A 24282-nucleotide genomic window follows, 5' to 3' on the forward strand; every position below is an offset into this window, starting at 1 on the left:
ATCGAACTCTCACGTTTAAAAGTTTGATTCTGTTCAGAACTAAAGCTTGGCTTTTGTTCTGTCCGTTATTACTTTGGTTTGTTAATTCTGAATAATTCTCTTCGCATGAGCTGGTATTGCGAAAAGCTTCGCTTTTCCCAATCTTTTGCATTCGCAAAATGAAATCTAAAATAATCAGTTCTTAGCAAGCAAGCTTGCACGACCTGCTTATTTTGATTTCGCCCCGCTCATTGCTTTTTGGAATTTTTCAGGGTTGCATTACTGTTTATTTGTCAAGGTACTGTAATTATGATCCTTACTGATTGCGTAAGGCAACGCAGAAGGAGGGATTTGAACCCTCGCGCCGCTATTAACGACCTGCACCCTTTCCAGGGGTGTCTCTTCAACCACTTGAGTACTTCTGCAAAATAGTTGACTACTAAATAAGTATGTTGTTATAACAGCGTGTTCATAATTAAGCGGAGCGAAAGGGATTCGAACCCTTGTGGCGTTGCCGCCAAACGGTTTTCAAGACCGCCTCGTTATGACCGCTTCGATATCGCTCCGAGTTAACTTATCGCTATGTAAATAAGTTTTCTGTGCAACTGCATCTCGCGCAGCGCAAGATTTATATTAACAAAGCGCGAGCCTCATGTCAAGCACGTTTTTTAACTTTTTTAATTAATTATTTTACCGTGCATGTAATTTCCAAAATTTCACCTAAGGATCTCGCGATAATGGCTTAAAAGCTGGGATACTATCTTTTCTATAGAATACTTTTCTAAAGCCTTCTTTTTGCCGTTACCAGATAATTTATCGGCAAGATTTTTATCTTTCATTACTCTTTCAATGGCATTTTTCAGAGCCGCAGCATCCTTTGGCGGCACCAAAAGTCCATCAGTCTCATCATCAACAATATCAGGAATACCACCCACATCACTTGCCACAACACAGCATCCATGCAGCATTCCCTCAACAACAGAAAGACCAAACCCCTCAAAATAAGAGGGAAGCGCCATGATCCCACACTCATCAAGGTACCTGTTTTTCTCAAATCCAGACACCCATCCAATATGCTTTATAAAGGTACTGTTTTCTTCCACATCCTTGATAAAGTCAGGCTCTTCAAAGATCCCGCCCAAATAAAGCATTACCTTATCATTCTCCTTGTGAAGCTCTATAGTGGCGTCAATAAGTTCTTTTACTCCCTTATCCTTGCAGATCCTTCCAAGGAAAAGAATCTTATTCGCATCCCCAACGCCTGCCTTCGCCTGATCAATACCAGCTGTCACCACTCCATTAGGCAGCACGTGGATCTTACTCTTATCAGTAAGAGCGCCAAAGAACTCTCTCCACTTGTCGGTAAGTACCAGCATCTCATCCGCCATATCGAGAATATCCCTGACGTAGCGCTTTTTCTTTTCGTTAAGCTCATTATTGTAGTAGTTTACGAAATCTCCGCCGTGCTGGTGCAAAAGGACCTTCTTTCCATGGCGCTTTGCATACTTAATAAAGAGAGACTTGCGCATGAAACTTGAATCTGAAGAGCAGTTAACGTGAACTATATCGTATCTGTCCAAAACGCGCATAAAGTCTGCGAAAGCAAGCCCAGCTATCATCAGCTTTTTAAGCTTGCTTCCCTCTTTCATGGTGCTTATGTACTTAAGTTCAACCCTGTCCTGCAGCCCCACCGCATAGTAGCTGTTCACCAACGCAGAAATTCCGCCGTGAACCCCTCTGTCCGGGCCTATCATCAGGACCTTGATCTTATCACTCATATATTTTTGGGGAAAAGAGCCCCATCCTCGCTTTTATTTTTCGCCACCGCATCACTTACGGGTAAGAATAGCCTCTGCAACCGCAATGTCTTCAGGCGTTGTGATCTTGATGTTGTCGTAGGAGCCTTCGATGAGCTTGACCTTGGTGTCTGTGTAGTATTCAACCACCATGGCGTCGTCTGTGATATTGACGCCCTTTGCCATAAGGTCGCCCTCCTCGCGGTCAAGGCGCTGGTACAGCTCCAGGATCATCTTATAAGAAAAGCACTGGGGAGTCTGGATAGTCCACATGAGATTTCTGTCAGGAGTCTGAGCTGCAAAGCCCTTTTCGTCTGCGATCTTGATGGTGTCCTTACTTGGCATGCCAACTACGCAGGCCTTGTATTCCTTAACAGCGGAAAGAGCTCTCATGATGATGTCACGATTCACAAAAGGCCTTGCTCCGTCGTGGATAAAGGCGTAGTCACAGTTTGGATCTGCAGCCTGAAGTCCCAGGCGTACACTGTGATACCTTGCAAGTCCCCCTTCAACAACAGCAGTAACCTTATCAAAACCGTACTTTTCTACGATCTCTTTTTTCACAAAATCAATATCGCCTCTGGAGACAACGAGAACTATGTCGTCGATGATGCTCTCCTCAAAAGCCTTTAAAGAGTAGTAAATAAGAGGCTTTCCGCCAATCTCCATGTACTGCTTTTTAACATCTGAATTCATCCTGCTGCCTGAGCCGGCAGCCAAAACTACCGCAACTGTCTTCATTTATATGCCTCCATATTTGTGGACTCATGTTAAGCCAGGGTCGTCAAAACAAGTTCACACCTTTCCTGCGTGGAACCTGCGCTCGCGGTCTCCAAGAGGGAGATTGGGCACAGCGTTCATGTCAAGGTCGAACCGCACACCTTTTTTGTATTCATAGTAAGCTGCAGCGCCGATCATTGCTGCATTGTCAGTGCAAAGAACGGGCGATGGCCTGTAGAACTTAATTCCGTTTGCCGCGCACTCTTTTTCCATGAGAGTCCTAAGGGCGGTGTTGGACGCAACGCCTCCTGCAATGGCCAGCTTGTCATAGCCGTACTCCTTGCAAGCCTTAATTGCGTGGCCAACCAAAACCTCAACCACAGCCTTCTGAAAGGAAGCTGCAACGTCAGCCTGGTTCAGCTCTTCCCCCTGCATCTTGGCCTGGTTGATGATATTCAGAACTGCGGACTTAAGTCCGGAAAAAGAAAAGTCGTACTCCGCATCAGAAATCTTGGCCTGGGGGAATGTGAAGGCTTCGGGATTGCCCTCTTTTGCCGCAGCATCGATCTTGGGGCCTCCAGGATATCCAAGGCCAATGGCTCTTGCCACCTTGTCAAAGGCTTCTCCTGCCGCATCGTCCCTGGTCTGGCCGATGATCTCGTACTCACCGTAGTCCTTAACAACCACAAGATGCGAATGACCGCCAGATACCACAAGGCACACAAATGGCGGCTCAAGGTCCTTGTTCTCGATAAAGTTGGCGCTGATGTGTCCTTCAATGTGATGGACGCCAATAAGTGGCTTATTCTGGGCAAAAGAAATAGCCTTGGCCGCAGACACTCCGACCAAAAGAGCGCCAACAAGCCCGGGGCCGTAGGTCACTGCCACAACATCAATATCCTCAAGGGTAACTCCTGCTTCTGAAAGAGCCGCCCTGATACATCCGTTTATCTTTTCAACATGCTTTCTTGAGGCAATTTCAGGAACAACACCGCCGTATATGGTGTGGAGCGCGATCTGGGATGAGATGATATTGGAAAGAACTTCGCGGCCGTTTCTCACAACAGCTGCTGCCGTCTCATCACAGGAGCTCTCAATGGCAAGGATCGTCACATCACCGCTGCCGCCAGCAGAAGCCGAAGCACTGTCAGAAACTACTGCCTTAGAAGCGCCAGTTTCAGTACCATCGCCCTTATCATCACCTTTAATTGACATGAAGATCACGCCATCATTTTCAACATTCTTATCTATCTGCATTTAAATTCACCTTCTAAGTCCGCCGCCAAACTTTCTCAAGGCCTCTGCCTCTTTTTCGCGGTTTGCCTTATTGTCCACAAGGAAATCGTAGTCGTCCTTGCTTGTAACCTCAAGTATCTCCTCGTTGTCAGACACATCTCCAGGATGGAATAATATCTCCATATCTGAAAGTCCCCTGTCCGCCATGATATCTGCAGCGTAAGGAAGGCACTCTTTTACATTGTCGTAAAACATGTGGCCTGAGAGCATGACTCCCATAAAGAGCTTGCGCTCTACATTCAGCGATACAAGTGCATCTCTGTACTTGCGCTCGTTCCTTGAAGCAAGGGCATTCAAAACACATACCTTCACGAAATTGATGGGTTTAAGGCCTTTGAGCTTACCAGAGGCGCGCCTGTACACGTCAAGCTCTTCCCTTGGAAAGCGGATATAGGAAACCTGAAGATTATTTTTCTTAACAACATCCATCACTGCATCGAAGATCAGAGGCAGCATGTGATAGTGCACATGGCCGTCGATCCTGAATTTTCCGTCGTTCATGTAAGGCTCGCAGGCAAGGAGCTGAGCCTCAACCTCGCGCCTTATGGCCTTGTAATAGACCCTTCTTAGCACAGGAACAAAGCCCACCAGAAGGAGCTTTCCAAACCCGATATTAAAATTCCCATCCTTATCCGTAAGGCGTCCTGCCTTGTCTCCAGTTAAGGGCTTTCCCTCAACAAAATTAAGGTGCACCGTCACAGCCAGATTCTTTCTGATGTCTGCGATGGCCTCCATACATTCTTTTAAATATGGGCTGTTTGGCATGATGCTGATGCCATTCAGCGCTCCGTTATAGTAACAGTCAGCAATGTGTCTGCTCTGGGCCGGAAAAAGCCCGTAATCGTCTGCATGATATTCAATCATCGTTTTCGTCCTTTATTACCCAGCCCAGGATTTTCCAGTTGCCGGTTTCTTTCTCTCTTCTCATTATGAACTGATAATAGTTGGCGGTTGTGCCATTTGAAGCGTACCTGAGGTTAATAAGGCAGTCCACGTTGCACATCTTTCGGCCGTTCACCGATACCTCTTTTGGTTCCTTGGACTGGACCACGTAGGCGGAGATTGAGTAATCCCCTTCTCTTCTTTCCTTTACCTCATTTTTTATTGATTGGACAAAAGAGCTGTTTCCAGCAAGGAGCTCCTCATCCATAAGCCCCTGTATCACTGCTATCATGGTATCTTCCTGTTTGTCAGAATACTGCTCCTTGTAAAGAACCTGCATGGTCTTGGCGTAGAGGTCAACGACCTTTCTGGCGCTGGCTGGATAGTTCTTTTCAAGATCTGTTGTAGTGATCTCATCGACCACTGACATGTCGTAGGATTCCTCAGGACCTACCTTCTTGCTGCGAGTAAATACCATGTAAAGTCCCAGTACTACAATGGCCGCAAGGACCGTCATCACTATTGCTTTTATAACTGCCCCGTTTTTCATATCCCCTCTTTTCTTCTCCGCCTTTGGCGAAGATTCATTTATAAGAAAAACTGTTTAGTCTTCAAATCTAAGTTCCACATTTCTGCCGTCTTTGGCAGCTATGGTGTTTGCAAAAATGCTCTTGGTCTCTGGCATGAACTCCTTGGGGTTCACCAGGGATGGGCTGTAGTGGGTAAGCCACATCTCTTTTACCCCTGCATCCCTTGCAAGGCGGGCAGCCTCGTAGAAGGTCATGTGCTTGTTCTCTCTGGCTTTCTGCTGCTTGTCCTTTTCGCCGTACATACCCTCGCAGATAAATAAATCTGAATCTGCTGCATTCCTTACGATGCTGTCTGTGGGTCTTGTGTCGGTGCAGTAGGTGAGCTTGATGCCCTTTCTCTCTGCTCCAAGGACCATGTCGGGCGTCAGGATCCTGCCATCATCAGCAGTTACAGTTTCGCCCTTTTGCAGGCTGTTCCAGAAGCGCCGGTCGATTCCTGCTGCCGTTGCAGCCTCCACATCAAACTTCCCCTGGCGCTTAAGGCTCATGGTATAGCCGTAGCAGGTTATGTTGTGGTTGACCTTGAAGGCTGTTACCGTGAAGAAGGGCATGCCCTCTATGTCAAAAGACATCTCGTCTTCCGTAAGTTCTTTATACAAGATCTCAAAAGGAAGCTCCGGAGCGATAACACGTAGCGAGTTAACAACCCTCTCAAGCCCCTTGGGGCCCACCATGAGAAGCGGCTCTGTGCGCTCTGCATTTCCCATGGTAAGCAGCATTCCGGGAAGTCCCGAGATATGATCTGCGTGGTAGTGGGTAAAGCAGATAACGTCGATGGGCTTGGCGCTTAAACCTTTCTTTTTCATGGCAATCTGTGTGGCCTCACCGCAGTCGATGAGGATGCACTTGCCGTTGTATCTCACGTAAAGCGAAGTGAGAAATCTATTGGGAAGGGGCATCATTCCGCCTGTTCCCAGCAAACATACATCTATCATGAATCTTTCCTTTTCCAGTAAATTATGGCATCGTCCCCCGGATCATCGTAAAATCCAGGCCTTGTGCCCTCGCTCTTAAAGCCAAGCTTCTCATAAAGAGCTATGGCAGGAGCATTTGAAGCTCTGACTTCCAAAGTGTAATCCTGTACACCAATTCCGTAGCCCCGCTCTATTAGCTGCCTCAGCATCTTGTAGCCGCAGCCCTGGCGCCTTACATCCCCGGACACAGATACATTGGTGATCTCTCCATCCCCGGATATGTTCTGAAGTCCGCAAAGTCCCACGATCCTTCCAGCCATCTCAGCCACAAGGTAAACTGTGTCGTCCCTTGTCATGGCATCAAGGAGCTGCTTTTTGGTCCAGGCTTCTTTTCCAAGATTCACCTGCTCAAGGCTGTATGCATCGTCGATGTCCTCAGCAGTCATCTGGCGGACGCGGATCCTGCCTGGAGTGCTGCGGGACATGGCCTTCTGGGCTTTTGCCTGCTTGCTTGTTGGTGCTGTATCGCCCTCAGAAGCATTTTCTTTTTCCTTGGCCTCACGCTCTGCCTGGGACAGACGCAGGTAATCTGGAGCGAAATCATCTGAAGGAATCTGTTTACCGTCACGGGCAAGGACCTCAGCCAGGGCAGCAACTGACGCAGCGCTCTGACGTCCAAGGTGAGCCGGCGCCACGGTAAATGGCACAGTAAGAAGGCTCTCAAGCTTGTCGTGATAAACAGGAATGCCGTCTCCAAGCAGGATCACAGGTTTTCCAATCTCGTTAAGGCGCTCTGCGATATCTTCAACAGAAGTGGCGAACTGCTCGTGGATAGTGCGCATAACAAAGGCCTGTTCATAGTTCTTTTCCTCAGTGGCCGCAGGCACAAAGGTGTAAATGCCGGTGTAAACCTGGCTGCGCCTTGCATCCATCATGGGGCAGATGATCTTCTCGTTGCCGTAAAGGTTGTATGCAAGGCCGTCCACTGTGGGCACAGGGATTATAGGGCAGTCTATGGCAAGAGCCAGGCCCTTAGCCGTTGCGCTGCCAATGCGAAGCCCAGTAAAAGAGCCGGGACCAGCTGCCACTGCTATGGCATCCACGCTCTTCATATCAAGGTGGATCTTGTCCGCAATGTCCCTTAGCATGGGCATAAGGATCTCAGAATGTGTGGTCTTATATTGAATTGAAAACTGGGCTGTAAGGGTTCCAGCGTCTAAAACTGCAACGCTTCCCACAAGGCCCGAAGTATCTAGTGCAAGAATCTTCATGGTTTGTCCTTAAAATGTATATTAGTGCTTGGTCATGGTGATGAGCCTGTAATCAAAGCCTTTTTCAAGGTTCTTTTCTATGACGATCTCTGTGTAGTGCTCTGGGAGCAGCTCTTCAATGAGGTTGGCCCACTCGATGATGCAGATGCCATTTCCAAAAAAGTAGTCCTCATAGCCGATCTCGTCCATCTCTGAGATGTCTCCGATCCTGTAGACATCAAAGTGGTAGAAGGGGATGCGGCCTTCATCGTAGACTTGAAGTATGGTAAATGTGGGGCTGCTGACCGGGCCAGTGATACCAAGTCCCGCCGCCACGCCCTGTGTCAGCACTGTCTTGCCAACGCCCAGGTCTCCTATCAGGGTAAAGACTGATCCGGGAGCTGCGCTTTCGCCGATACGACGCCCAATCTCAAAGGTCTCTTCTCTAGAGTTTGTCTCATGCTTTGTTACGATTTCCATAGAAACTCCTTGTTCTGCGCATATAACGCCATAATCATCTTACCACAACTGTGTCTTCTCTAAAAGATTTGTTGAAGGTATGGGTGAAATCTCGTGGTTTCATAAAACAGGTACCAGAGAATTAAAGTAATTTGGGCAAATATTGGAAGAATTTGCCCCTGTAACAAAAAGAGGTACCATAATTTACGCTATTACCGATATGAATTATCGGTTTCTTGCGATCTTTATGGTACCTCTTTTTTCATATTAAGTTTTTCACCCAATCAGGCAAACTTCATAAGAATATCACTGCTCTGATACTGCTGCCTTGCGGACGCTGCTTACGCCGCCCTTAAGGATTGGGCTGAGCTGCTTGTAAACAAGGAATGTAAGTGCGCTGTCTGCCACTCCCTTAAGGAGATTAAATGGTGCAACTGCAAGTGCGCAGAAGGTGAATATATTGCTGATAGCTGGATTGATCTCTGCTCCAGCTGCAACGAAGAAATCGATGTCAACGCCGTATGCTATTGCGTATGCAGGAAGCAGGAAGAATGCATTTAATGTTGATCCAACGATCATGATGCAGGTCGTTCCTACCAGGCAGCTGATAAGAGCTGACTTTCTGCTCTTTTTAAATCTGTAGATGACTGTTGCAGGAATGATGAAGGCTGCGCCAACAACGAAGTTAGCAATCTCGCCTACAAAACCTGGTGTAGGTCCCTGGATAAGGATGTTCAGAGTCACCTTGATGAACTCGATCATAACGCCAACCATTGGGCCTGCTGCGAAACCACCGATAAGGGCTGGCATGTCGCTAAAGTCAAACTTGTAAAATGATGGTGCAAATGGAAGTGGAAACTCAAACAGCATAAGTACAAATGCGATTGCTGAAAATACGCCGATGATGGCGATCTTTCTAGTGCTGAACATAGGCTCTGATGTTCCAGTTTCTCTGATCTCTTTCTTTCTGGCGATTGCCTCAGCCACATAGCCAATGATAAATGCAATGACTATGAGCAGGATAAGGGCCACAAAGTGGTAGGTACTGCTTGCGATTGTTTCTAGTGTCTTTTGTAGATTGTTCATGTCTCCTTCTTTCCCATCGGGGGAAAAATGTGATAAGTAGTTTGCGCAAAAAATGCATAAAAAAACCTCAAGTCAAAGACTTGGGGCTCACAATGTAGTCATTCTTCACTAAACTCGAAAGAACCTCGTTAAGTGAAAATGACAGGCTCGCAGCGGCTCGAAAAAACCTCACCTGCTGCTCTGCACTCCTTCTCTCATCCAGACTATACTGTCGGTTCTGGAATCTCACCAGATCAGCCGCCTTGAATAAAGCGGGTCGCGGACTCTACCGCCGGTTGGGAATCTAACCCTGCCCCGAAGAATTTATTTTATGCAATCATGTTATAACCAGACAGGCTCTGTGTCAAGTATAGTTTGACATCTATTTTATGTATATTTATAATTGAAATATCAGTAACTATGAGGGGTTGCTTACATGAAGAGGGTGCTTACGAAAAAACTCCTGCCAGGCATGAAACTGGCTAACGATGTCTTTTCCGCAGATTCCAACCTGCGCCTTTTAGACAAGGGCTGTGTTCTTAACGAAAAAGATATCGCAAGACTCGCTTTTTACTCAGTCATCGATGTTCTCATCGAGGATACACCTGTGGAGAGCGCCGCAAGCAGTAGTCCTGTCGACACAGGGCTTACTTATTCTGAGCGTCTTAGGCAGTCTGAAGATTTCAAGGAGTTCAAGGCAGACTTTGAAGCCTGTGCCAGCAGATATGAGCACACCATCCAGGACATCATCCATGGTAACAAGGATCTTGATATCGATGATATGATGACCCCTATCTATTCGCTTCTCGGTCATGGAAGAACTACGGCCGGTATCTTTGACATGCTCCATAACCTAAGACTTTATGATGATGCCACCTACACTCACTGTATCAACGTGGCTCTCATTACCAATATACTTGCCCAGTGGCTCAGATGGGATCCTTCTGAGATAGAGCTTGCCACTCAGGCAGGTCTTTTCCACGACATAGGTAAGCTCCTGATTCCCGGAGCCATCATAACCAAGCCAGGTCCTCTTAACGATGAGGAGTATGCAGTTATAAAAACTCATCCCCAGAAGGGCTATGACGCCATGAGGGAACTGAACATAAGCTCCCACGTTAAAAATGCGGCTCTCATGCACCACGAAAGATGCGACGGAACAGGATATCCTCTCAAGCTCAGAGGTCCTCAGATCGATAAATTTGCCAAGGCCGTAGCCATCGCAGACGTATACGACGCCATGACAAGTGCCAGATATTACCGCGGCCCCTTATGTCCATTCATTGCAATATCCATGTTTGAGGACGAGGGCTTCCAGCGCTACGATCCCGAAATGATCCTGGCTTTCCTTCACAACATCGTAAACACCTATCTTCGCAACACTGTCCGCCTTAACACCGGCGAAGTTGGCGAGATCATCTTCATAAACAGTAACGCCCTAAGTAAACCCACCATCAAGGTGGACAACGACTACATAGATCTTAGCAAGTGCCCTGGAGTCTACATCCAGGAGATCATCTAAGACAAGACACGGGGACGGTTCTACTGTCTCATTGCACACAATGAGACAGTAGAACCGTCCCCGTGTCTTGTCAGCAGAACCGTCACTGTGTCAATCGAAAAAACACGCTTGAGCATCGCTCAGGCGTGTTTTAATTTGAACTTTTGTATGTCTTTGTCGTCATCCACCATTTCGATCTGGGCGCCAAGCTCGCGGAGCTTAACGTCGAAGTCCTCGTAGCCTCGGAGGATGTACTTGATGTCTTCTACGGTAGAATAGCCCTCTGCGGTGAGAGCTGCAATTACAAGTGCTGCGCCTGCTCTGAGGTCAGGGGCTGAAACTGTGGCTCCTGTGTAGCGCTCAACGCCTTCGATGATGGCGGTGCTGCCTTCTACCTTGATGTTGGCTCCCATTCTGGTGAGCTCATCCACATATTTAAATCTGCTCTCGAAAATACTCTCTGTTACAATACTGATACCACTGGCAAGACCAAGGGCCACTGTGATCTGTGGCTGCATATCTGTTGGATATCCAGGATATGGCAGGGTCTTAACGTGGGTATTCTGAAGTCTCTTGGTTGCTACAACTCTGACCTCGTCGTCAGACTCATGGATCTGGCAGCCCATCTCCACAAGCTTGGCACTTATGGACTCAAGGTGCTTAGGGATAACATTTTTAACTGTAACATCACCCATTGTTGCAGCTGCAGCCAGCATAAATGTGCCAGCCTCGATCTGGTCAGGGATGATGGTGTACTCAGTTCCGTGGAGCTTCTCAACGCCTCTGATACGGATAACATCAGTACCTGCGCCCTTGATGTTGGCTCCCATACTGTTAAGGAAGTTGGCAATATCAACCACGTGGGGCTCTTTAGCTGCGTTCTCGATGATAGTCTTGCCCTCTGCCATTGCAGCAGCCATCATGATATTGATGGTAGCTCCTACACTGACAACGTCCAGGTAGATATGGCTTCCTACAAGGTGCTCAGCCTCTGCATAGATGATGCCCTGAATAGAAACCTTGGCACCAAGTGCAGTAAAGCCCTTGATGTGCTGATCGATAGGACGAAGACCAATGTGGCATCCTCCAGGAAGGGCAACACCTGCGCTCTTATACTTGCCAAGAAGTGCTCCCAGCAGATAGTATCCTGCTCTGATCTTCTTGATATAATCATTTTCAATTGTATAACTGCGGATCTGTGAAGCGTTGATCTTAACAGAATGTCTGCCTGTTCTCTCAACATGAGCGCCTATGCTCTCGATAGCCTGAAGCATTGCATTGGTATCTGAAGCGTCTGGCATGTTGTCGATAACGACAGTCTCATCCGTCATTGTGGCTGCGGCTAAAATTGCAAGGGCAGCATTTTTGGCTCCGCCTATCTCAACCTCGCCTACAAGCGGATTTCCGCCTTTTATTATATATTTTTCCATATAAATCTCTCTTTTGCATTCTTGAACAAGTATATGTTATACCACAAGAAAAGATATTTGTAAAACCGTTACCTCAAACCCTTGTTAGTTCAAGTAATTAAGCGGATTTACCTGAGATCCGTTTATAAGGATTTCAAAATGAAGGTGAGGTCCTGTGGACACACCGGTATTTCCTGAAAGAGCAATCCTCTGTCCCTGGGATACAGACTGTCCGACACGAACAAGTACCTTGGACAGATGTCCATACCTGGTCTCTCTGCCGTCCGGATGCCTAATGTATACACAGTATCCGTATCCGCTTCCCCATCCGGCTCTTGTTACAGTTCCGGAAGAAGATGCCACAACCGAGGTTCCAACTGGTGTAGACCAGTCAACACCCTTATGGTAGGTGCTGGCTCCCTTGGTGGGACGATTTCTTTTTCCAAATCCGGAAGTAAGTCTTCCGCCGGAAATAGGCTTGATATATGTAGGTGGAACAATGGTTCCTCTCTCAACGATCTTAGGAACAGCCATGTAGGTGATCTCTTCCTTGACGATTTCCCTGCTGTCCTCGCTGTTATCTGTATAGGTAACAAGAGCTACAACCTTGCGGTGTCCTGCTGATGGCTCCTGGATGACCTTGGTCTGGGTGGTGTACCAGGAATCATTTGGCACATACTGCACCTCTGCCTCGTAGTCCTCTTCGTAGTACTCCTGTACCTGATAAACCACAGAAAGCTCAGGCTCTGGAACCGTAACGATCAGGTTATCCTGTACTCTTATGGTGGTGTTTTCATTTTCAAGTGACTCATTCATGGCAACCAGGTCATCCACAGTAAGGTCAAACTTCTGGGCAATAAGTCCCAGTGTATCTCCTGACTGTACCTCGTAGATCTGGTTTGTTTCTTTATCCTTGGTCACATCGTCAATAGCTGTAGAAAGGTCTGAGATCTCGCTGTCTGGAAGATAGCACTCGACAATCTCCACCTTGTCTGCAAAGTTCATGGTCTGAAGACCAAGATCATAGTCGGAAAAGTCACGGTCGTAGGCAATTGGCTTAGCGTCATTGACGATCTGAGTAAGCTCGGCAACAAAGCCTGCCTGAGGCATGCTGGTGCTGCTCTCAGCCTTTTCTTCCTCTTTTTTCACCTCTTCCTTGCTCTGGACCTGAGGAGTCAGCACGTTAACCTCTCTCTCAGTATCAAGGACCAGATCAACGTTATAAAGGCGCTGAGTGTCATAGTTATAAAGAGCTGTGGATAAAAGCTCCATAACATCAGCAGTACTTCCAAGATTGATGGAAAACTCGTTGATCTTGATGGAATATGCGCGGTTTAGAGTACTCTTTTCGCTGTTCTTCAAAACCGCTGCCATGTTGCTGGCCATGCGGGATACGGAGTCAATCTCTCCAAAGAGAACGTTGTTTCCCTCAACGGAAAGGTCAGCGCGGGACAAGACCAGTTCGTCATTGCCCCTTGAAATTGAACGCCTTGCTTCCCTTAAGGCCTTATATGCTTCCTCTTTAGTTCCGGCTGTTCCAACCACCTGGTTATTAAGTTTAACGGAAAAGATATTGTCCCCACCCTTTTCGTACTTCACAAAGCTTGGCATAAACAGTATCCAGGCTGTGATGACGATAAGTGCAGAGTGAAGAAACCATATCTTGATCTTTCTTCTAAAAACTGTACGAGCTAAATTCATTATCAAATAATACCTAAAATCCTAAGAATATTGATCACAAGATCAGCTGCTGCAATGAGCATAGTAATAACAAGAAGAGGCTTAACGCCGCTGCTTCCAGTGTCGACGCCAACCAAAATTGACTCAAGCTTGTTTGAAAGCTCCTTGAATTCCTCTTCGTTTTTTTCCAGTTTCTTTTTGAGGCTCTCAAGCTCCTCAAATTCCTTGTCCTGGCCCTTTTCAACAATGACCTGAACATTTCTGTATACCTGAACGCCAACGTCATGGACCTTTGTATCGGAGTCATCCATCCTCTTAGTTAACTCCTCAAGAGTCTTGCCCATATCGTCGATGGCTTTCTTATGTTCTGTTTCCCCGGCCTTAAGCTGTTCAAGCTGGATCTTGTACTGCTCAGCTTCCTGCCTGGTCCTCTCAGCTTCCATGGCTTCTGCCTGGGCATTGGCCTTTATAATATCACGGGTGCCAATCTTCTCAGCTAATTTGTCCATAAAGTTTTCCATGGTAATTCCTCCACAACATTGGCGATGGGCAAAAGAGCTCTTCGCCATATTTTACATCTAGTCTAGCTTATCATTTATTATGCAAATTAGACAAGTTTATATTGCTTCAAAGGCTTTTATTGGACACTTTCACTATTTGTTCACTGGTCGTTCATAGTTTGTTCATAATTGCCTTGTATATTAATACCATAGCCGCAGGCAATATGGCTAGCTAATTAGAAAGATAGATTTTTTCATAATAGGGTAGGTGCAGCGATGTGCCTACCCACTCCTCATTAATGGGGATCTTTATCGGAGCGCTTCGCGCTGTAGCCTCATTTTTCAGCTTCCACCGCCAAAATCTCATCATTGAGCTGCAGCATCTTCTCATCCAGGTTTGAAACCATGGTGGCACACTCGAGGAGCTCTGTATTGATATGCTGCGGAGCCTTACCCTCAAACTTGTACTGGATCTTGTGCTCAAGAGAAGCCCAGAAATCCATGGCAACAGTCCTTATCTGAATTTCCACCTTAACATTAACGATGCGGTCTGACAGATACACAGGCAAAGACACTATCATGTGATAGCTGCGATAGCCGCTGGCCTTAGGATTCATGATGTAATCCTTAACTGTCAGAACCTGAATGTCCTTCTGGTTGCTGATCATCTCAGCGATCCTGTAAATATCCGATGTAAAAGAGCATATGATACGAATACCAGCTATGTCATTGACGTAGCGCACCATGTTCTCGATGGTGGACTCATAGCCGTTTCTCTTAAGCTTTTTTACTATGCTCTCAGGAGCCTTGACTCTTGCCTTAACGTGCTCGATGGGGTTATATCTGTGAACCTCCTGAAACTCCTCGTTAAGGATCTCGATCTTGGTCTGGATCTGCTTGAGGGCAGAGTTATAAAGGAGATTAACTTCCTCCCAGGTGTTAATGTCGTCGGATATCTTAATATCAAATCCCGCTAAATCTATTTCCATTTTGTAAAATACTCCTTATTGGAAGAAAAGGTCTTAACCAGCCCCTTAGGAAGCTTTTTATAGTTTCTTCCAAGCTTGTAACCAAGAAACCTGAAGCCACACATGATCACATAATCTGGAATAAGATACCCCTTTCCGATGCGCCTGAAGTGCTCAATGGTCTCTTTTACCATCTTCTTACCTTCAGTCTCAGACTTAAGTAAGCCAAAGATCTCAGGGTGCTCAGTCTGTGAAACACCAAGGTCAAAGTTTCTGTGAAACTGCTGCATGTAAGTGTAATTGTGGGAGTGGATAACACCAGCCTCCGGAACATAGCAGATGGCGTATCCCTTCTGGCAGGCAGTCCCTGCGTACACCATGTCCTCGTTAAAGATGGTCTTTTTGGTGAAGCCTCCAAGCTTGTCAAAGACGTCGCGCCTGTACATGGCACACACATTGGAGCAGAAGTAGGTCTTGATCCCGAGCCTGTCAACATCGCCCTGGGTCTTCCTCATGGGCTCATTTGGATAGTTGAATTTTCTTGCGTACCTCTCAGCCAGGTTGCAGTCTGTCTTTGGATACTGGCGGCCATAGGCTGCAGCAACCTGCGGGTCCTCAAGAGCCTTGGCGAGACTCGTTATCAGCATCTTGTCCCTTGGAAAAGCATCCTGGGTCATCATTAAAAAGAAATCCGCTTTAGATAGGCTTACGCCCTGGTTTCTAGTGTTTCCGTGGTCGAAATCTCTTTTCTCCACGTGCCTTACTATTATGTTGTCGTACTTGTCCTGAGGATTCTCCGAAGACTTATCAAGGAGCTCCTGGTAGAAGCGCTCCTCGGTATTCATGATGATAATGCTGGATGGAGCAAGTGCCTGCCTCTCCAGATCATCGATCAGGCGGAAAAGAGATATATCCGGTTTGTAGGTCGGAATAATGACATCTACTGTACTCATTTTGTTACCTTTGTAAAACAGGGCCAGGCTCAACAAAGCCCAGCCCTGATAGAAAACCTTTATATTATGGTGACCATGGCAAAAGAGCTATGATCAGCCTCCAATGTACTTGCTAACGTCTGCAGCGATCTTCTCAGAATACTTCTGAACGTCAGGTGAAACCTCGTAAGAAGAATCATCAAACAGGAACTGGTGGAGCCACTTAACGTTGCTCTGAAGGTCCTTAGGAAGTACGCAGCTACCAGCCTTACCCATAGTGCCTGTTGCACGCATCTCCTCGTATGGGAAGCCGTTGTTGTCTACAATCTTGTAGTTAGTGATGTTCTTAAGAAGAGCAAGGATCTCGTCAAGGTCGAAGGATGTGTATGTCTCTCCGAAAGCCTTGTTAGCAACTGTCTCAAGCTGTGAGTAGCTCATGCCCTGTGCTTTCTCCATGCAGGCCATAAGAACTGTTCTCTGTCTCTCAGCACGCTTGAAATCATCACCTGCTGTGTATCTGATACGGCAGTAAGCTGTAGCCTGAAGACCGTTCAGAGTCTGTACACCAGCGCTTGTAACAGGAGTGTAGTTGAGCTTGAGCTCCTGTGCCATTGTAGCCTGGTAGTTGTTAAGGTGAGAGATCTCAGCATCAGTAACATCTATTGTAACGCCGCCAAGAGCATCAACTACGTCTGTAAGTCCTCTGAAACCAATTGTAACGAAGTCCTGGATATCCATATCAAGGTTCATGTTCAGCATTGAGATAGCCTGAAGAGGACCACCCTGAGCGTATGCTGCGTTACACTTGGTGTAAGTGTCATTAGAAAGGTTAAGGTAGGTATCACGATATACTGAGCAGAGCTTGATATCACCTGTTGCGTTGTTGATAGATGCGATCATGATCGTATCTGATCTTGTGTTCTTGGTGAGCTGCTCGTCACGGGCATCAACACCGAAAAGTGCGATGTTGGTATAACCTGACATCTCCTGGTTGTTGGCAACTGTCTCGCTGATGGACTTGGTGATCTCCTCCTCGTTGAGGTTAACCTTACCAACCTTGGTAACATCTACCTTGAAGAAAAGAGTGTAAGCTACATAAACAAGGATGCAGGCTACAAGTACCTCAGCAACCAGTAAAACTATAGCCTTGGTGCTGCTCTTTTTCTTGCCGCCGTTTCCTCCGTGGCCATTGCCACCGCGGGATGAACGACCTTGTGAGCTTCTTGATGAAGCGCTGCGGCTTCCTGAGCTTCTTGAGCCTTGGCTGCTCCTTGATGAGCTGTGACCTGCAGCATTTCTTGAAGAGCTGTGGCTGGCACTGCTTCTGGATGCGCTGTGAGATGCACCAGATGCACTTCTTGCGCCATCTCTTCTTGCAGGACGTCTTACCTCTCTGTCGTCGTAGTCGTCCTCATATCTCTCGTCATATCTGTCATCATATCTGTCGTCGTATCTATCATCTCGTCTGCGGGGTGATCGTCTTTCATCCCTCTCGTAGTACTCGTCGTCTCTATTTGACATGATAAATTCCTCCTCTTACTCCCAACAAACTTTACTTAATTTTACGTAAATGTAAAAATTGCACCAATATATATTGCCACAAATTTGTACATTATTCAATACGCATTCTTATTAATGAAGCCATGCCTGATGGTTCCAAGCATTATCTTAAAGTCAAAGATCATGCTCCAGTTCTCGATGTAGTAAATATCATAATCTATGCGCTTTCTGATGGATGTATCCCCACGATATCCATTGATCTGCGCCCATCCGGTAAGTCCCGGACGAACCTGGTGCTTGACCATATACCTCGGAATCTGTTCTTTAAACTTCTCAACAAACTGAGGTCTCTCAGGTCTCGGCCCCACAAGGCTCATCTGCCCTATGAAAATATTGAAGAACTGCGGCATCTCGTCGATACTGGTCCTGCGAAGGAAACCTCCAACCTTGGTAACTCTCGGATCCCCCTTGGTGGTCCAGCCTTTCTTTTCCTCAGCCTCGCTCTGAAGCTTCATGGTCCTGAACTTGTACATATTGAAAGGAACACCATTAAGGCCAATGCGCTCCTGCTTGTAGATGACAGGTCCCTCACTGGTAGCCTTGATGGCAATAGCCGCCACAAGCATGATAGGCGAGAACAGGATGATGGCAAAAAGAGATCCAACTATATCCACGATCCTCTTGGCAATCTTGTTCATTGAATTGGTAAGGGGCACGTACCTGATATTGATAACAGGAAGTCCCTGAACATCCTCTGTGTATGGATTACTTGGAAAAAGAGATGAATAGTCCGGAATGAACTTGGTGTGGACACCGGACTTTTCGCACTCTGCAACCAGCACCTCCAGCCTGTCATAATCATCCAGTGGAAGTGTTATCGTTATCTCGTCGTAATTATTATTTGCAAGGTAGGTACCCAGCTCACTGATCTTGCCAATAACCTTGACGCCGTGGTACTTGGTATCGATTGGAACAAAGTCGTCCAAAACTCCTGCAATCTCATAGCCCCACTGAGGGTTTTCAAGGATCCTTGAAATATAAGCCTCTGCAGCCCTTGAATATCCCACCAGCAAAATGTGCTTAATGTTGTAGCCCTTTTTCCTGATAAAGCGCAGGAACTTACGCAGCAGCCAGTGAGCAATAGTGGTCAGGGTAATATTCGTTATGAAAAAGATGAATATCATCTTTCGGGAGAAGTTGGACTGGTGTATCAAATACAAAACAACCAGGAACCCAATTACGCCCATGACATTGGCCTGGACTATGTCTACAAATTCATTCCAAAGGCGCAGCGCCCTTCTTGAGGTGTAGAGCTGGACCATGTAGTACAGGAAAAGATATGCAGGCACCAAAAAATATAGTGCCGAAAAATAGACCTCCATAGAAAGACGTCCAACTGGCACTTTATCAGCAAATATAGATTCAAATTTAAGATAATAAGACAACGCATAAGAACCAGCTACAATTAGCCCGTCCACTATGACGTGTGCCCTATTCAGATGTACCTGATTATCCTTTATCACAATGTTACCCTTAAATATATAGGCTATCCCTTCGATAGTCCCAATACCATAAATATTGTATACTATATTTTCTATATGGGCAAATATAGTGTTTATACAGAAAAAAATCTTCTTGCACAGTTGGCCCAGAGTTCGATTTGAAGGCGGAAGGCGGAAATAATTTCGCGGCCCCTGAACTTTACTCTGTGGTCTGGGAACTGGGCAATCTTCTTAAAGCCGTTACGTAGGCCCTTCAGGTGGGCTCTGCCAAGGCCGTGTTTCGTGTAGAAAGCGTGCTTCACCAGGATGCCAATGATGATCAGCGGCAAATTTATGAAGATCTGCAGGCCTGGCATATTCTTGTATATAAGAAATAAGTTGTTGGCTGCGGTGAGTTCAACCTTGAATGCGTTGTAGCGGGAGCCGCTGGTGGCACTGCCTGCGTGATAAACAATTGCTGTTGGTTCCATAACGTTGGCATAGCCTTTGAGGCGGGCTCTGTAGCCCAGGTCCACATCCTCAAGGTAGCAGAAGTGTTCCTTGTCGAAAAGACCTACTTCGTCGAAAGACTCTCTTCTATATATAGCTGCTCCTGCGCAGGCACTGGTTATGGATTCTCGGCGGTTAAACTTCCTATTGTCCGCATCCTTACCCGGAGTAAATGCCCATCCCAGAGCGCAGTACAGATCACCGCAGTCATCGATGTTATGGGGCTCTTTTGTCTGGAGCATCTTGGCCTGGGCTGAGAAAAGTTTCTTTTTCTTGTCCATTACATGAACAAGCCTCTCGATTGCTGCCTCATCGCAGAATGCATCGTTGTTTAAAAGAAATACATACTCACTGGTGGTAGCTTCAATGCCCACGTTTACTGCATTGGCAAAGCCTGTGTTCTCAGGCAGGGCAATGAGCTCAACCTTGAAATGTGACAAGTTCGTACCAACGCCCCCATTGACTGACTTATCTGCAGCGCTGCCTGCTGAATTGCCCGCCGTGCCAGCAATACTGCCGACTTCCGGATTCTCTGCGCACCACTTGTCTCTCACAAATTCCATGCTGCCGTCCGTTGAACCATTATCAACCACAATAACGTCAAAATCCCAGAAGGTCTGCTTTTTAAGCGATCTCAGGCAGTCATCGATATACTTTTTCCCGTTGTAGTTGGGTATTATAACTGTTACTCTTGGCATATTAACGCCCTCTATATCTCTATCAGATTTTTATTACTCATAGAAAACATCATGTTTCATATAATTCCACCATTCACAAACTGTTTTATATGCCTTTTTCCCACTAGCTCATATTTCTCTATGGCCTTTTTTGTAGAAAGACATATAAATCTGGTCATTATTGCCATGTTTATATGTCTCAAAGCCTTTATTAAATATGCAAGTCTGGCTAAAGGCATATAAAAGATCCAAAATATTCACCAATTATAGGAAATGACTAAAATTCAAGATACCACGTTAAATATTTTGTGACACCATCTGTGGATCCCACATTACGCGAAGGCCGCGCTTATGCACTTCTGCAGCAAATTCCAGTGATAAACGGACCGCTTCTTCTTGAGACAACTTCAATAGTTCAATATTAGCTCCAACTGAGCTATCTTTTGCTGCATCAGTATGGTTTCCACGTAAACCTTCTACATATTTTATTCCGGTAACGTCCTCATAAACTTGCACAAGGTCGCTTCTTACTACGATACACCTTATATCTACTGCATAGGCGTCCTGCTGCAGTACTGCCCTGTGTTGCAAGCCGCCGCTAAATCCTTCCGGAAGGCCAGCATATACGAGGCTTCCATCCTTCCGATACATTCCGCCGCAGATTCTGTTCTTCTTATCCAGGATCTTACCACCGACACAGCCCACGTCAGGGCGGGATCTAAAAAACGTCTCTATTCCTGCTTCCCCAGCGATTTCCTCGCCAGAGACATTCATGCAACCATCTGTATCTGAAATACTTGAGCTATCATCTGATTTCGATAAGCAAAATTCTTCATACTCCAGCCTGTAGAATCCCACATGTTTAAGATGCTCTGCCCTTGCCTTGATCCCGTATTTATCAGCCAGGTCCTGAAGGGCCTTGCGGCCAGCCTCGTAGGCGTAGGACTTGCTGGCAGGATTGGCTGCAGTAGAGCCCTGGTGGCATCTCCAGTGGTACAGCACCTTGTCGATGTGTGCGATCTGGCTGCCGGCAAGGGGCATAGTAAGGCAAGCCTCAGCGCAGGCGCGAAGGAACAGATCATAGTCCTGGGCGCCGTCATATTCACTGCGGAGCCTTAGCCTCTTTATCACATCTGCCCTCATAACGGTAAAGTGGCAGATATAATTATTGGAAAAGAGATAATCCATGTTAAAAGATGGCTTCTTGTGGCACTCATAGTACCTGCCCTTAACATCATCAAACTTATCTTCATCAGAGTAAATGAGCCGCAGCGGACAATCCTTGAACTTCACAAGTTTATTTGACTGCATGCTCTTTCGGATAACTCGGCTCATCTCATAAAGTGCATCAGGGGTCAGCACGTCGTCGTGGTCTAAAAGACCTATGTAGTCCCCTGTAGCCTTTTCAATGCCAGGGTTGGTGTTCTCAGAAATACCGCCGTTTTTCTCAAGCCTTATATACTTGATCCTTGGATCCGCCTTGGCGTACTCAGAAACGATCCTGCCTACAACAGACGCCCCTGCGGCTTCAGCACTGTCAGCAGACACCCCTGCTGCCCCTGCAGCCCCAGCACCGCCATCCTCTGGTGAAGCGTCGCACAGCACCAGCTCCCAGTTGCCGTAGGTCTGAGCCACAACAGACTCAATCATCTCCCGCAGGTACTTTTCCGGGGTATTAAAAAGAGGCACCACTATGCTGAAATGCAGCAGGCACCCCGATTCTGTAAGGAGCTTGTACTCCTGTCTCTGCTCTTTTAAAACTGCCTCTGAAAGTGGCACAAAGGTATACTTGTCCCTGCGCGTAAGCTGCAACCTCTCAAGGGCAGCAAAAAATGCGGCCCTATAACCATTGCGCCTTGCGTATGCAATTGTTTTAGAAACCGCATTCATTATGCTCATAAAATTTCCGCCTTATACAAGGAAGTTACGCTCTCGCTCCGCTACCTGGAGCCAGGTTTTCTTAGCCCACTATAGCCTTAACAGCCGCTGTAAGCTCATCCTGTAATTTCGCTGCGTCAGCAAGATCTTTTCCCTTAACACCCATGTAGAACTTGATCTTAGGCTCAGTTCCTGAAGGTCTTGCGCAGCACCATGCATCGTTATCCAGGGCAAAGTACAGAACGTTTGATACAGGAAGTCCTGTAGTTCCCTCAGCACCTGTAGCCATGTTCACGGTCTTACCTGTCTTGTAATCCCTGAACTCCTCTACCTTCCAAGCGCCAACTTCCTTAGGAGGGTTGCTGCGAAGTCTGTCCATAAGAGCTGCGATCTGCTCAGCGCCCTCTTTACCCTTCATGGTGATGGAGTACTGGCCTTCCTTGTAGTAGCCGTACTTCTCGTAGATGTCGATCATTGCATCCCAAACGCTCTTGCCCTGCTTCTTATAGAAAGCAGCAAGCTCGCAGAGCATCATAACTGCGACAACAGCGTCCTTGTCTCTTGCGTGGGTTCCTGCAAGACATCCGTAGGACTCCTCAAGACCAAATACGTAGTTGTAGGACTGGCCGTTCTCCTCGAAGAGCTTGATCTGCTCACCGATGTACTTAAATCCAGTGAGAACTTCGATATAGTGAAGACCATAAGCTTCAGCAACAGCCTTGGCCATGTTTGTTGTAACGATAGTTGTAACGAAAGCAGGTCTCTCTGGCATTGTGCCTGTAGCCTTGCGCTCTCTTAAGATGTACTCGCCGATCAGCATTCCGGACATGTTACCTGTAAATGGTACATATTCGCCGGTCTTAAGATCCTTTGCATAGATTCCAAGTCTGTCAGCATCAGGGTCGGTTGCAAGTACGATGTCTGCATCCTTTTCTTTTGCCAGTTTAAGAGCAAGCTCAAAGGCCTTAGGATCCTCAGGGTTAGGATAATCAAGAGTTGTGAACTCTGGATCTGGCTCTTCCTGCTCAGGAACAACGAACACGTTCTTGAAGCCAAGCTCTTTAAGGACACGCCTTACTGGAAGATTACCTGTTCCGTGGAAAGGTGTGTAAACGATGGTGAACTTCTCAGCCATCTCATCGATAACATCCTTGTGGATGATCTGCTTCTTAAGCTCTACCATGTACTTGTCGTCGATCTCCTCTCCAAAGCTCACATAGAGCCCAGCGGCGATGGCGTCTTCTTTTGACATGGTCTTAACTTCATGATAGTCGGTGATCGCTACAACTTCGCTGATAATGCCGGTGTCGTGAGGTGGTGTAACCTGGGCACCGTCCTGCCAGTAAACCTTGTAGCCGTTATATTCTGGAGGGTTGTGAGATGCAGTAACCATAACGCCTGCGATACATCCAAATTCCCTGAGAGCAAAAGAAAGCTCTGGTGTAGGGCGAAGGATGTCTGAAACATAAGCCTTGATGCCGTTTGCTGCAAGGCAAAGAGCTGTTTCATCCGCAAACTCTGGTGAAAACTTTCTACAGTCATAGGAAATGGCAACGCCCATCTTTGCTGCGTCTGGTCCGCCATTTTTCTTGATGTAGTTGGCAAGGCCCTGTGTAGCCTTACGAACTGTGTACTTGTTCATCCTGTTGGTTCCAGCGCCGATAACGCCGCGAAGTCCGCCTGTACCGAACTCAAGCTCTCTATAGAAACGATCCTCAACCTCTGCCTCATTGTTCCTGATGGCAAGAAGCTCGTCCTTCGTCTCCTGGTCGAAATAGTCGTCGTTTAACCAATACTCAAACTGCTTTGTAGCTTCACTCATGCTCATTCCTCCTATTAAACGCAAGTAAACGCCCGAAAACGGTTTCTCGGACGTTTACAGTATACCATAATTAACGTACCTGTGGCACTATGGGCAAAAGAAATATCTATAGCCCTTGTTATCTCCACTCCCAGTCGTGGTCAGAAACAGTCTGCCTGATGATCTGGACATTCCTATCCCAGCTAAGATAAGCCTCATCGCCTCTGTGATCAGGGATAACATCTCTCCCATAGCGCTCCAAAAGGTCTTTTCCCAGATAATCAGAAAACTTGCAGCTGCCGTAGTAGTTAAGGTGGGATGCGTCGTACATATCCGTACCCTCACCAAAGCGAAGGTAGTGTCAAATCTGACACCCCTTTTTTGTTACTAAATCCTTTATTTTCGGGAGGTTTAAATAAAAAGAGCATTGACCTCCCTTTTTGGTATAATGTCTATCGCCAAACAGACTAAAAAAAAGGAACCAATGCTCATGG

The 24282-nt window shown here is 46.7% G+C and carries 21 protein-coding genes, 2 tRNA genes and 1 riboswitch; of the genes, 1 reads left to right on the top strand and 22 read right to left on the bottom strand.

What is annotated here, in order from left to right; genetic code table 11:
* Positions 1-315: 315 nt before the first annotated feature.
* The 11 genes from J6I68_RS03665 to J6I68_RS03715 form a co-directional block, all read right to left on the bottom strand.
* Positions 316-404, bottom strand: a tRNA-Ser gene (locus J6I68_RS03665).
* Positions 405-459: 55 nt separating this feature from the next.
* Positions 460-545: transfer RNA gene (locus J6I68_RS03670), tRNA-Ser, on the bottom strand.
* A 150-nt stretch (positions 546-695) separates the two neighbouring features.
* Positions 696-1757, bottom strand: coding sequence for a glycosyltransferase family 4 protein (locus J6I68_RS03675; RefSeq protein ID WP_292217513.1), 1062 nt, complete (start codon positions 1755-1757; stop codon positions 696-698).
* Positions 1758-1808: 51 nt separating this feature from the next.
* Positions 1809-2516, bottom strand: a complete 708-nt coding sequence (gene ispD / locus J6I68_RS03680; RefSeq protein ID WP_292217516.1) for a 2-C-methyl-D-erythritol 4-phosphate cytidylyltransferase — start codon at positions 2514-2516, stop codon at positions 1809-1811.
* A 54-nt stretch (positions 2517-2570) separates the two neighbouring features.
* Positions 2571-3752, bottom strand: a complete 1182-nt coding sequence (tsaD, locus tag J6I68_RS03685) for a tRNA (adenosine(37)-N6)-threonylcarbamoyltransferase complex transferase subunit TsaD (RefSeq protein WP_292217518.1) — start codon at positions 3750-3752, stop codon at positions 2571-2573.
* Between the two features lie 6 nt (positions 3753-3758).
* Entirely contained in the window at positions 3759-4655 is an 897-nt protein-coding gene (locus tag J6I68_RS03690) for a ChbG/HpnK family deacetylase (protein WP_292217521.1), read from the bottom strand.
* Positions 4648-5223 (bottom strand): DUF6715 family protein, encoded by a 576-nt coding sequence (locus J6I68_RS03695; protein WP_292217523.1) that lies wholly within the window; start codon positions 5221-5223, stop codon positions 4648-4650. Before J6I68_RS03695 ends, J6I68_RS03690 begins: the two co-directional genes overlap by 8 nt.
* Positions 5224-5277: 54 nt before the next feature.
* Positions 5278-6198, bottom strand: coding sequence for a ribonuclease Z (locus J6I68_RS03700; protein ID WP_292217526.1), 921 nt, complete (start codon positions 6196-6198; stop codon positions 5278-5280).
* Complete coding sequence (gene tsaB, locus J6I68_RS03705) at positions 6195-7448, bottom strand: tRNA (adenosine(37)-N6)-threonylcarbamoyltransferase complex dimerization subunit type 1 TsaB (protein ID WP_292217528.1); 1254 nt, start codon at positions 7446-7448, stop codon at positions 6195-6197. The genes J6I68_RS03700 and tsaB overlap by 4 nt, the downstream gene beginning before the upstream one ends.
* Positions 7449-7469: 21 nt before the next feature.
* Complete coding sequence (gene tsaE, locus J6I68_RS03710; RefSeq protein WP_292217530.1) at positions 7470-7907, bottom strand: tRNA (adenosine(37)-N6)-threonylcarbamoyltransferase complex ATPase subunit type 1 TsaE; 438 nt, start codon at positions 7905-7907, stop codon at positions 7470-7472.
* A 285-nt stretch (positions 7908-8192) separates the two neighbouring features.
* On the bottom strand, positions 8193-8972 hold the full coding sequence (locus J6I68_RS03715) for an ECF transporter S component (RefSeq protein ID WP_292217532.1): 780 nt from the start codon (positions 8970-8972) through the stop codon (positions 8193-8195).
* A 182-nt stretch (positions 8973-9154) separates the two neighbouring features.
* A riboswitch (FMN riboswitch) is annotated at positions 9155-9278 on the bottom strand.
* Positions 9279-9387: 109 nt separating this feature from the next.
* Here J6I68_RS03715 and J6I68_RS03720 point away from each other — a divergent pair.
* Entirely contained in the window at positions 9388-10473 is a 1086-nt protein-coding gene (locus tag J6I68_RS03720) for an HD-GYP domain-containing protein (protein WP_292217535.1), read from the top strand.
* 119 nt (positions 10474-10592) lie between these two features.
* Here J6I68_RS03720 and J6I68_RS03725 read toward each other — a convergent pair whose 3' ends face one another.
* From J6I68_RS03725 to J6I68_RS03775, 11 genes are all read right to left on the bottom strand, one after another.
* Positions 10593-11882: a UDP-N-acetylglucosamine 1-carboxyvinyltransferase gene (locus tag J6I68_RS03725; RefSeq protein ID WP_292217537.1), complete on the bottom strand. Its 1290-nt coding sequence runs from the start codon at positions 11880-11882 to the stop codon at positions 10593-10595.
* A gap of 84 nt (positions 11883-11966) precedes the next feature.
* The gene (locus J6I68_RS03730; protein WP_292217540.1) at positions 11967-13562 is read right to left on the bottom strand and encodes a M23 family metallopeptidase; all 1596 of its coding nucleotides are present in this window, start codon (positions 13560-13562) and stop codon (positions 11967-11969) included.
* Between the two features lie 2 nt (positions 13563-13564).
* Positions 13565-14062 (bottom strand): hypothetical protein, encoded by a 498-nt coding sequence (locus tag J6I68_RS03735; RefSeq protein ID WP_292217542.1) that lies wholly within the window; start codon positions 14060-14062, stop codon positions 13565-13567.
* A 314-nt stretch (positions 14063-14376) separates the two neighbouring features.
* Positions 14377-15030 (bottom strand): GTP pyrophosphokinase, encoded by a 654-nt coding sequence (locus J6I68_RS03740; protein ID WP_292217545.1) that lies wholly within the window; start codon positions 15028-15030, stop codon positions 14377-14379.
* Complete coding sequence (locus tag J6I68_RS03745; RefSeq protein WP_292217548.1) at positions 15021-15962, bottom strand: glycosyltransferase family 2 protein; 942 nt, start codon at positions 15960-15962, stop codon at positions 15021-15023. The genes J6I68_RS03740 and J6I68_RS03745 overlap by 10 nt, the downstream gene beginning before the upstream one ends.
* A 93-nt stretch (positions 15963-16055) precedes the next feature.
* Complete coding sequence (locus J6I68_RS03750) at positions 16056-17462, bottom strand: LCP family protein (protein WP_292217550.1); 1407 nt, start codon at positions 17460-17462, stop codon at positions 16056-16058.
* A gap of 95 nt (positions 17463-17557) precedes the next feature.
* On the bottom strand, positions 17558-18964 hold the full coding sequence (locus tag J6I68_RS03755; protein WP_292217552.1) for an undecaprenyl-phosphate glucose phosphotransferase: 1407 nt from the start codon (positions 18962-18964) through the stop codon (positions 17558-17560).
* 92 nt (positions 18965-19056) lie between these two features.
* Complete coding sequence (locus tag J6I68_RS03760; protein WP_292217554.1) at positions 19057-20130, bottom strand: glycosyltransferase family 2 protein; 1074 nt, start codon at positions 20128-20130, stop codon at positions 19057-19059.
* Positions 20131-20406: 276 nt separating this feature from the next.
* Positions 20407-22008, bottom strand: coding sequence for a glycosyltransferase family 2 protein (locus J6I68_RS03765; RefSeq protein ID WP_292217555.1), 1602 nt, complete (start codon positions 22006-22008; stop codon positions 20407-20409).
* A gap of 61 nt (positions 22009-22069) precedes the next feature.
* Positions 22070-23809, bottom strand: coding sequence for a phospho-sugar mutase (locus J6I68_RS03770; protein WP_292217558.1), 1740 nt, complete (start codon positions 23807-23809; stop codon positions 22070-22072).
* A 118-nt stretch (positions 23810-23927) separates the two neighbouring features.
* A complete protein-coding gene (locus J6I68_RS03775) occupies positions 23928-24119 on the bottom strand; it encodes a hypothetical protein (protein WP_292217561.1) in 192 nt (63 codons plus the stop codon).
* Positions 24120-24282: the final 163 nt, after the last annotated feature.

Origin of the sequence: Butyrivibrio sp., assembly GCF_017940685.1 — a bacterium.
GTDB lineage: Bacteria > Bacillota > Clostridia > Lachnospirales > Lachnospiraceae > Butyrivibrio.

What these genes read in the sequence shown, in the direction of transcription:
- J6I68_RS03675 (WP_292217513.1), bottom strand. Translation starts at nt 1,757, where the DNA reads ATGAGTGATAAGATCAAGGTCCTGATGATAGGCCCGGACAGAGGGGTT.
- ispD (WP_292217516.1), bottom strand. Translation starts at nt 2,516, where the DNA reads ATGAAGACAGTTGCGGTAGTTTTGGCTGCCGGCTCAGGCAGCAGGATG.
- tsaD (WP_292217518.1), bottom strand. Translation starts at nt 3,752, where the DNA reads ATGCAGATAGATAAGAATGTTGAAAATGATGGCGTGATCTTCATGTCA.
- J6I68_RS03690 (WP_292217521.1), bottom strand. Translation starts at nt 4,655, where the DNA reads ATGATTGAATATCATGCAGACGATTACGGGCTTTTTCCGGCCCAGAGC.
- J6I68_RS03695 (WP_292217523.1), bottom strand. Translation starts at nt 5,223, where the DNA reads ATGAAAAACGGGGCAGTTATAAAAGCAATAGTGATGACGGTCCTTGCG.
- J6I68_RS03700 (WP_292217526.1), bottom strand. Translation starts at nt 6,198, where the DNA reads ATGATAGATGTATGTTTGCTGGGAACAGGCGGAATGATGCCCCTTCCC.
- tsaB (WP_292217528.1), bottom strand. Translation starts at nt 7,448, where the DNA reads ATGAAGATTCTTGCACTAGATACTTCGGGCCTTGTGGGAAGCGTTGCA.
- tsaE (WP_292217530.1), bottom strand. Translation starts at nt 7,907, where the DNA reads ATGGAAATCGTAACAAAGCATGAGACAAACTCTAGAGAAGAGACCTTT.
- J6I68_RS03715 (WP_292217532.1), bottom strand. Translation starts at nt 8,972, where the DNA reads ATGAACAATCTACAAAAGACACTAGAAACAATCGCAAGCAGTACCTAC.
- J6I68_RS03720 (WP_292217535.1), top strand. Translation starts at nt 9,388, where the DNA reads ATGAAGAGGGTGCTTACGAAAAAACTCCTGCCAGGCATGAAACTGGCT.
- J6I68_RS03725 (WP_292217537.1), bottom strand. Translation starts at nt 11,882, where the DNA reads ATGGAAAAATATATAATAAAAGGCGGAAATCCGCTTGTAGGCGAGGTT.
- J6I68_RS03730 (WP_292217540.1), bottom strand. Translation starts at nt 13,562, where the DNA reads ATGAATTTAGCTCGTACAGTTTTTAGAAGAAAGATCAAGATATGGTTT.
- J6I68_RS03735 (WP_292217542.1), bottom strand. Translation starts at nt 14,062, where the DNA reads ATGGAAAACTTTATGGACAAATTAGCTGAGAAGATTGGCACCCGTGAT.
- J6I68_RS03740 (WP_292217545.1), bottom strand. Translation starts at nt 15,030, where the DNA reads ATGGAAATAGATTTAGCGGGATTTGATATTAAGATATCCGACGACATT.
- J6I68_RS03745 (WP_292217548.1), bottom strand. Translation starts at nt 15,962, where the DNA reads ATGAGTACAGTAGATGTCATTATTCCGACCTACAAACCGGATATATCT.
- J6I68_RS03750 (WP_292217550.1), bottom strand. Translation starts at nt 17,462, where the DNA reads ATGTCAAATAGAGACGACGAGTACTACGAGAGGGATGAAAGACGATCA.
- J6I68_RS03760 (WP_292217554.1), bottom strand. Translation starts at nt 20,130, where the DNA reads ATGCCAAGAGTAACAGTTATAATACCCAACTACAACGGGAAAAAGTAT.
- J6I68_RS03765 (WP_292217555.1), bottom strand. Translation starts at nt 22,008, where the DNA reads ATGAGCATAATGAATGCGGTTTCTAAAACAATTGCATACGCAAGGCGC.
- J6I68_RS03770 (WP_292217558.1), bottom strand. Translation starts at nt 23,809, where the DNA reads ATGAGTGAAGCTACAAAGCAGTTTGAGTATTGGTTAAACGACGACTAT.
- J6I68_RS03775 (WP_292217561.1), bottom strand. Translation starts at nt 24,119, where the DNA reads ATGTACGACGCATCCCACCTTAACTACTACGGCAGCTGCAAGTTTTCT.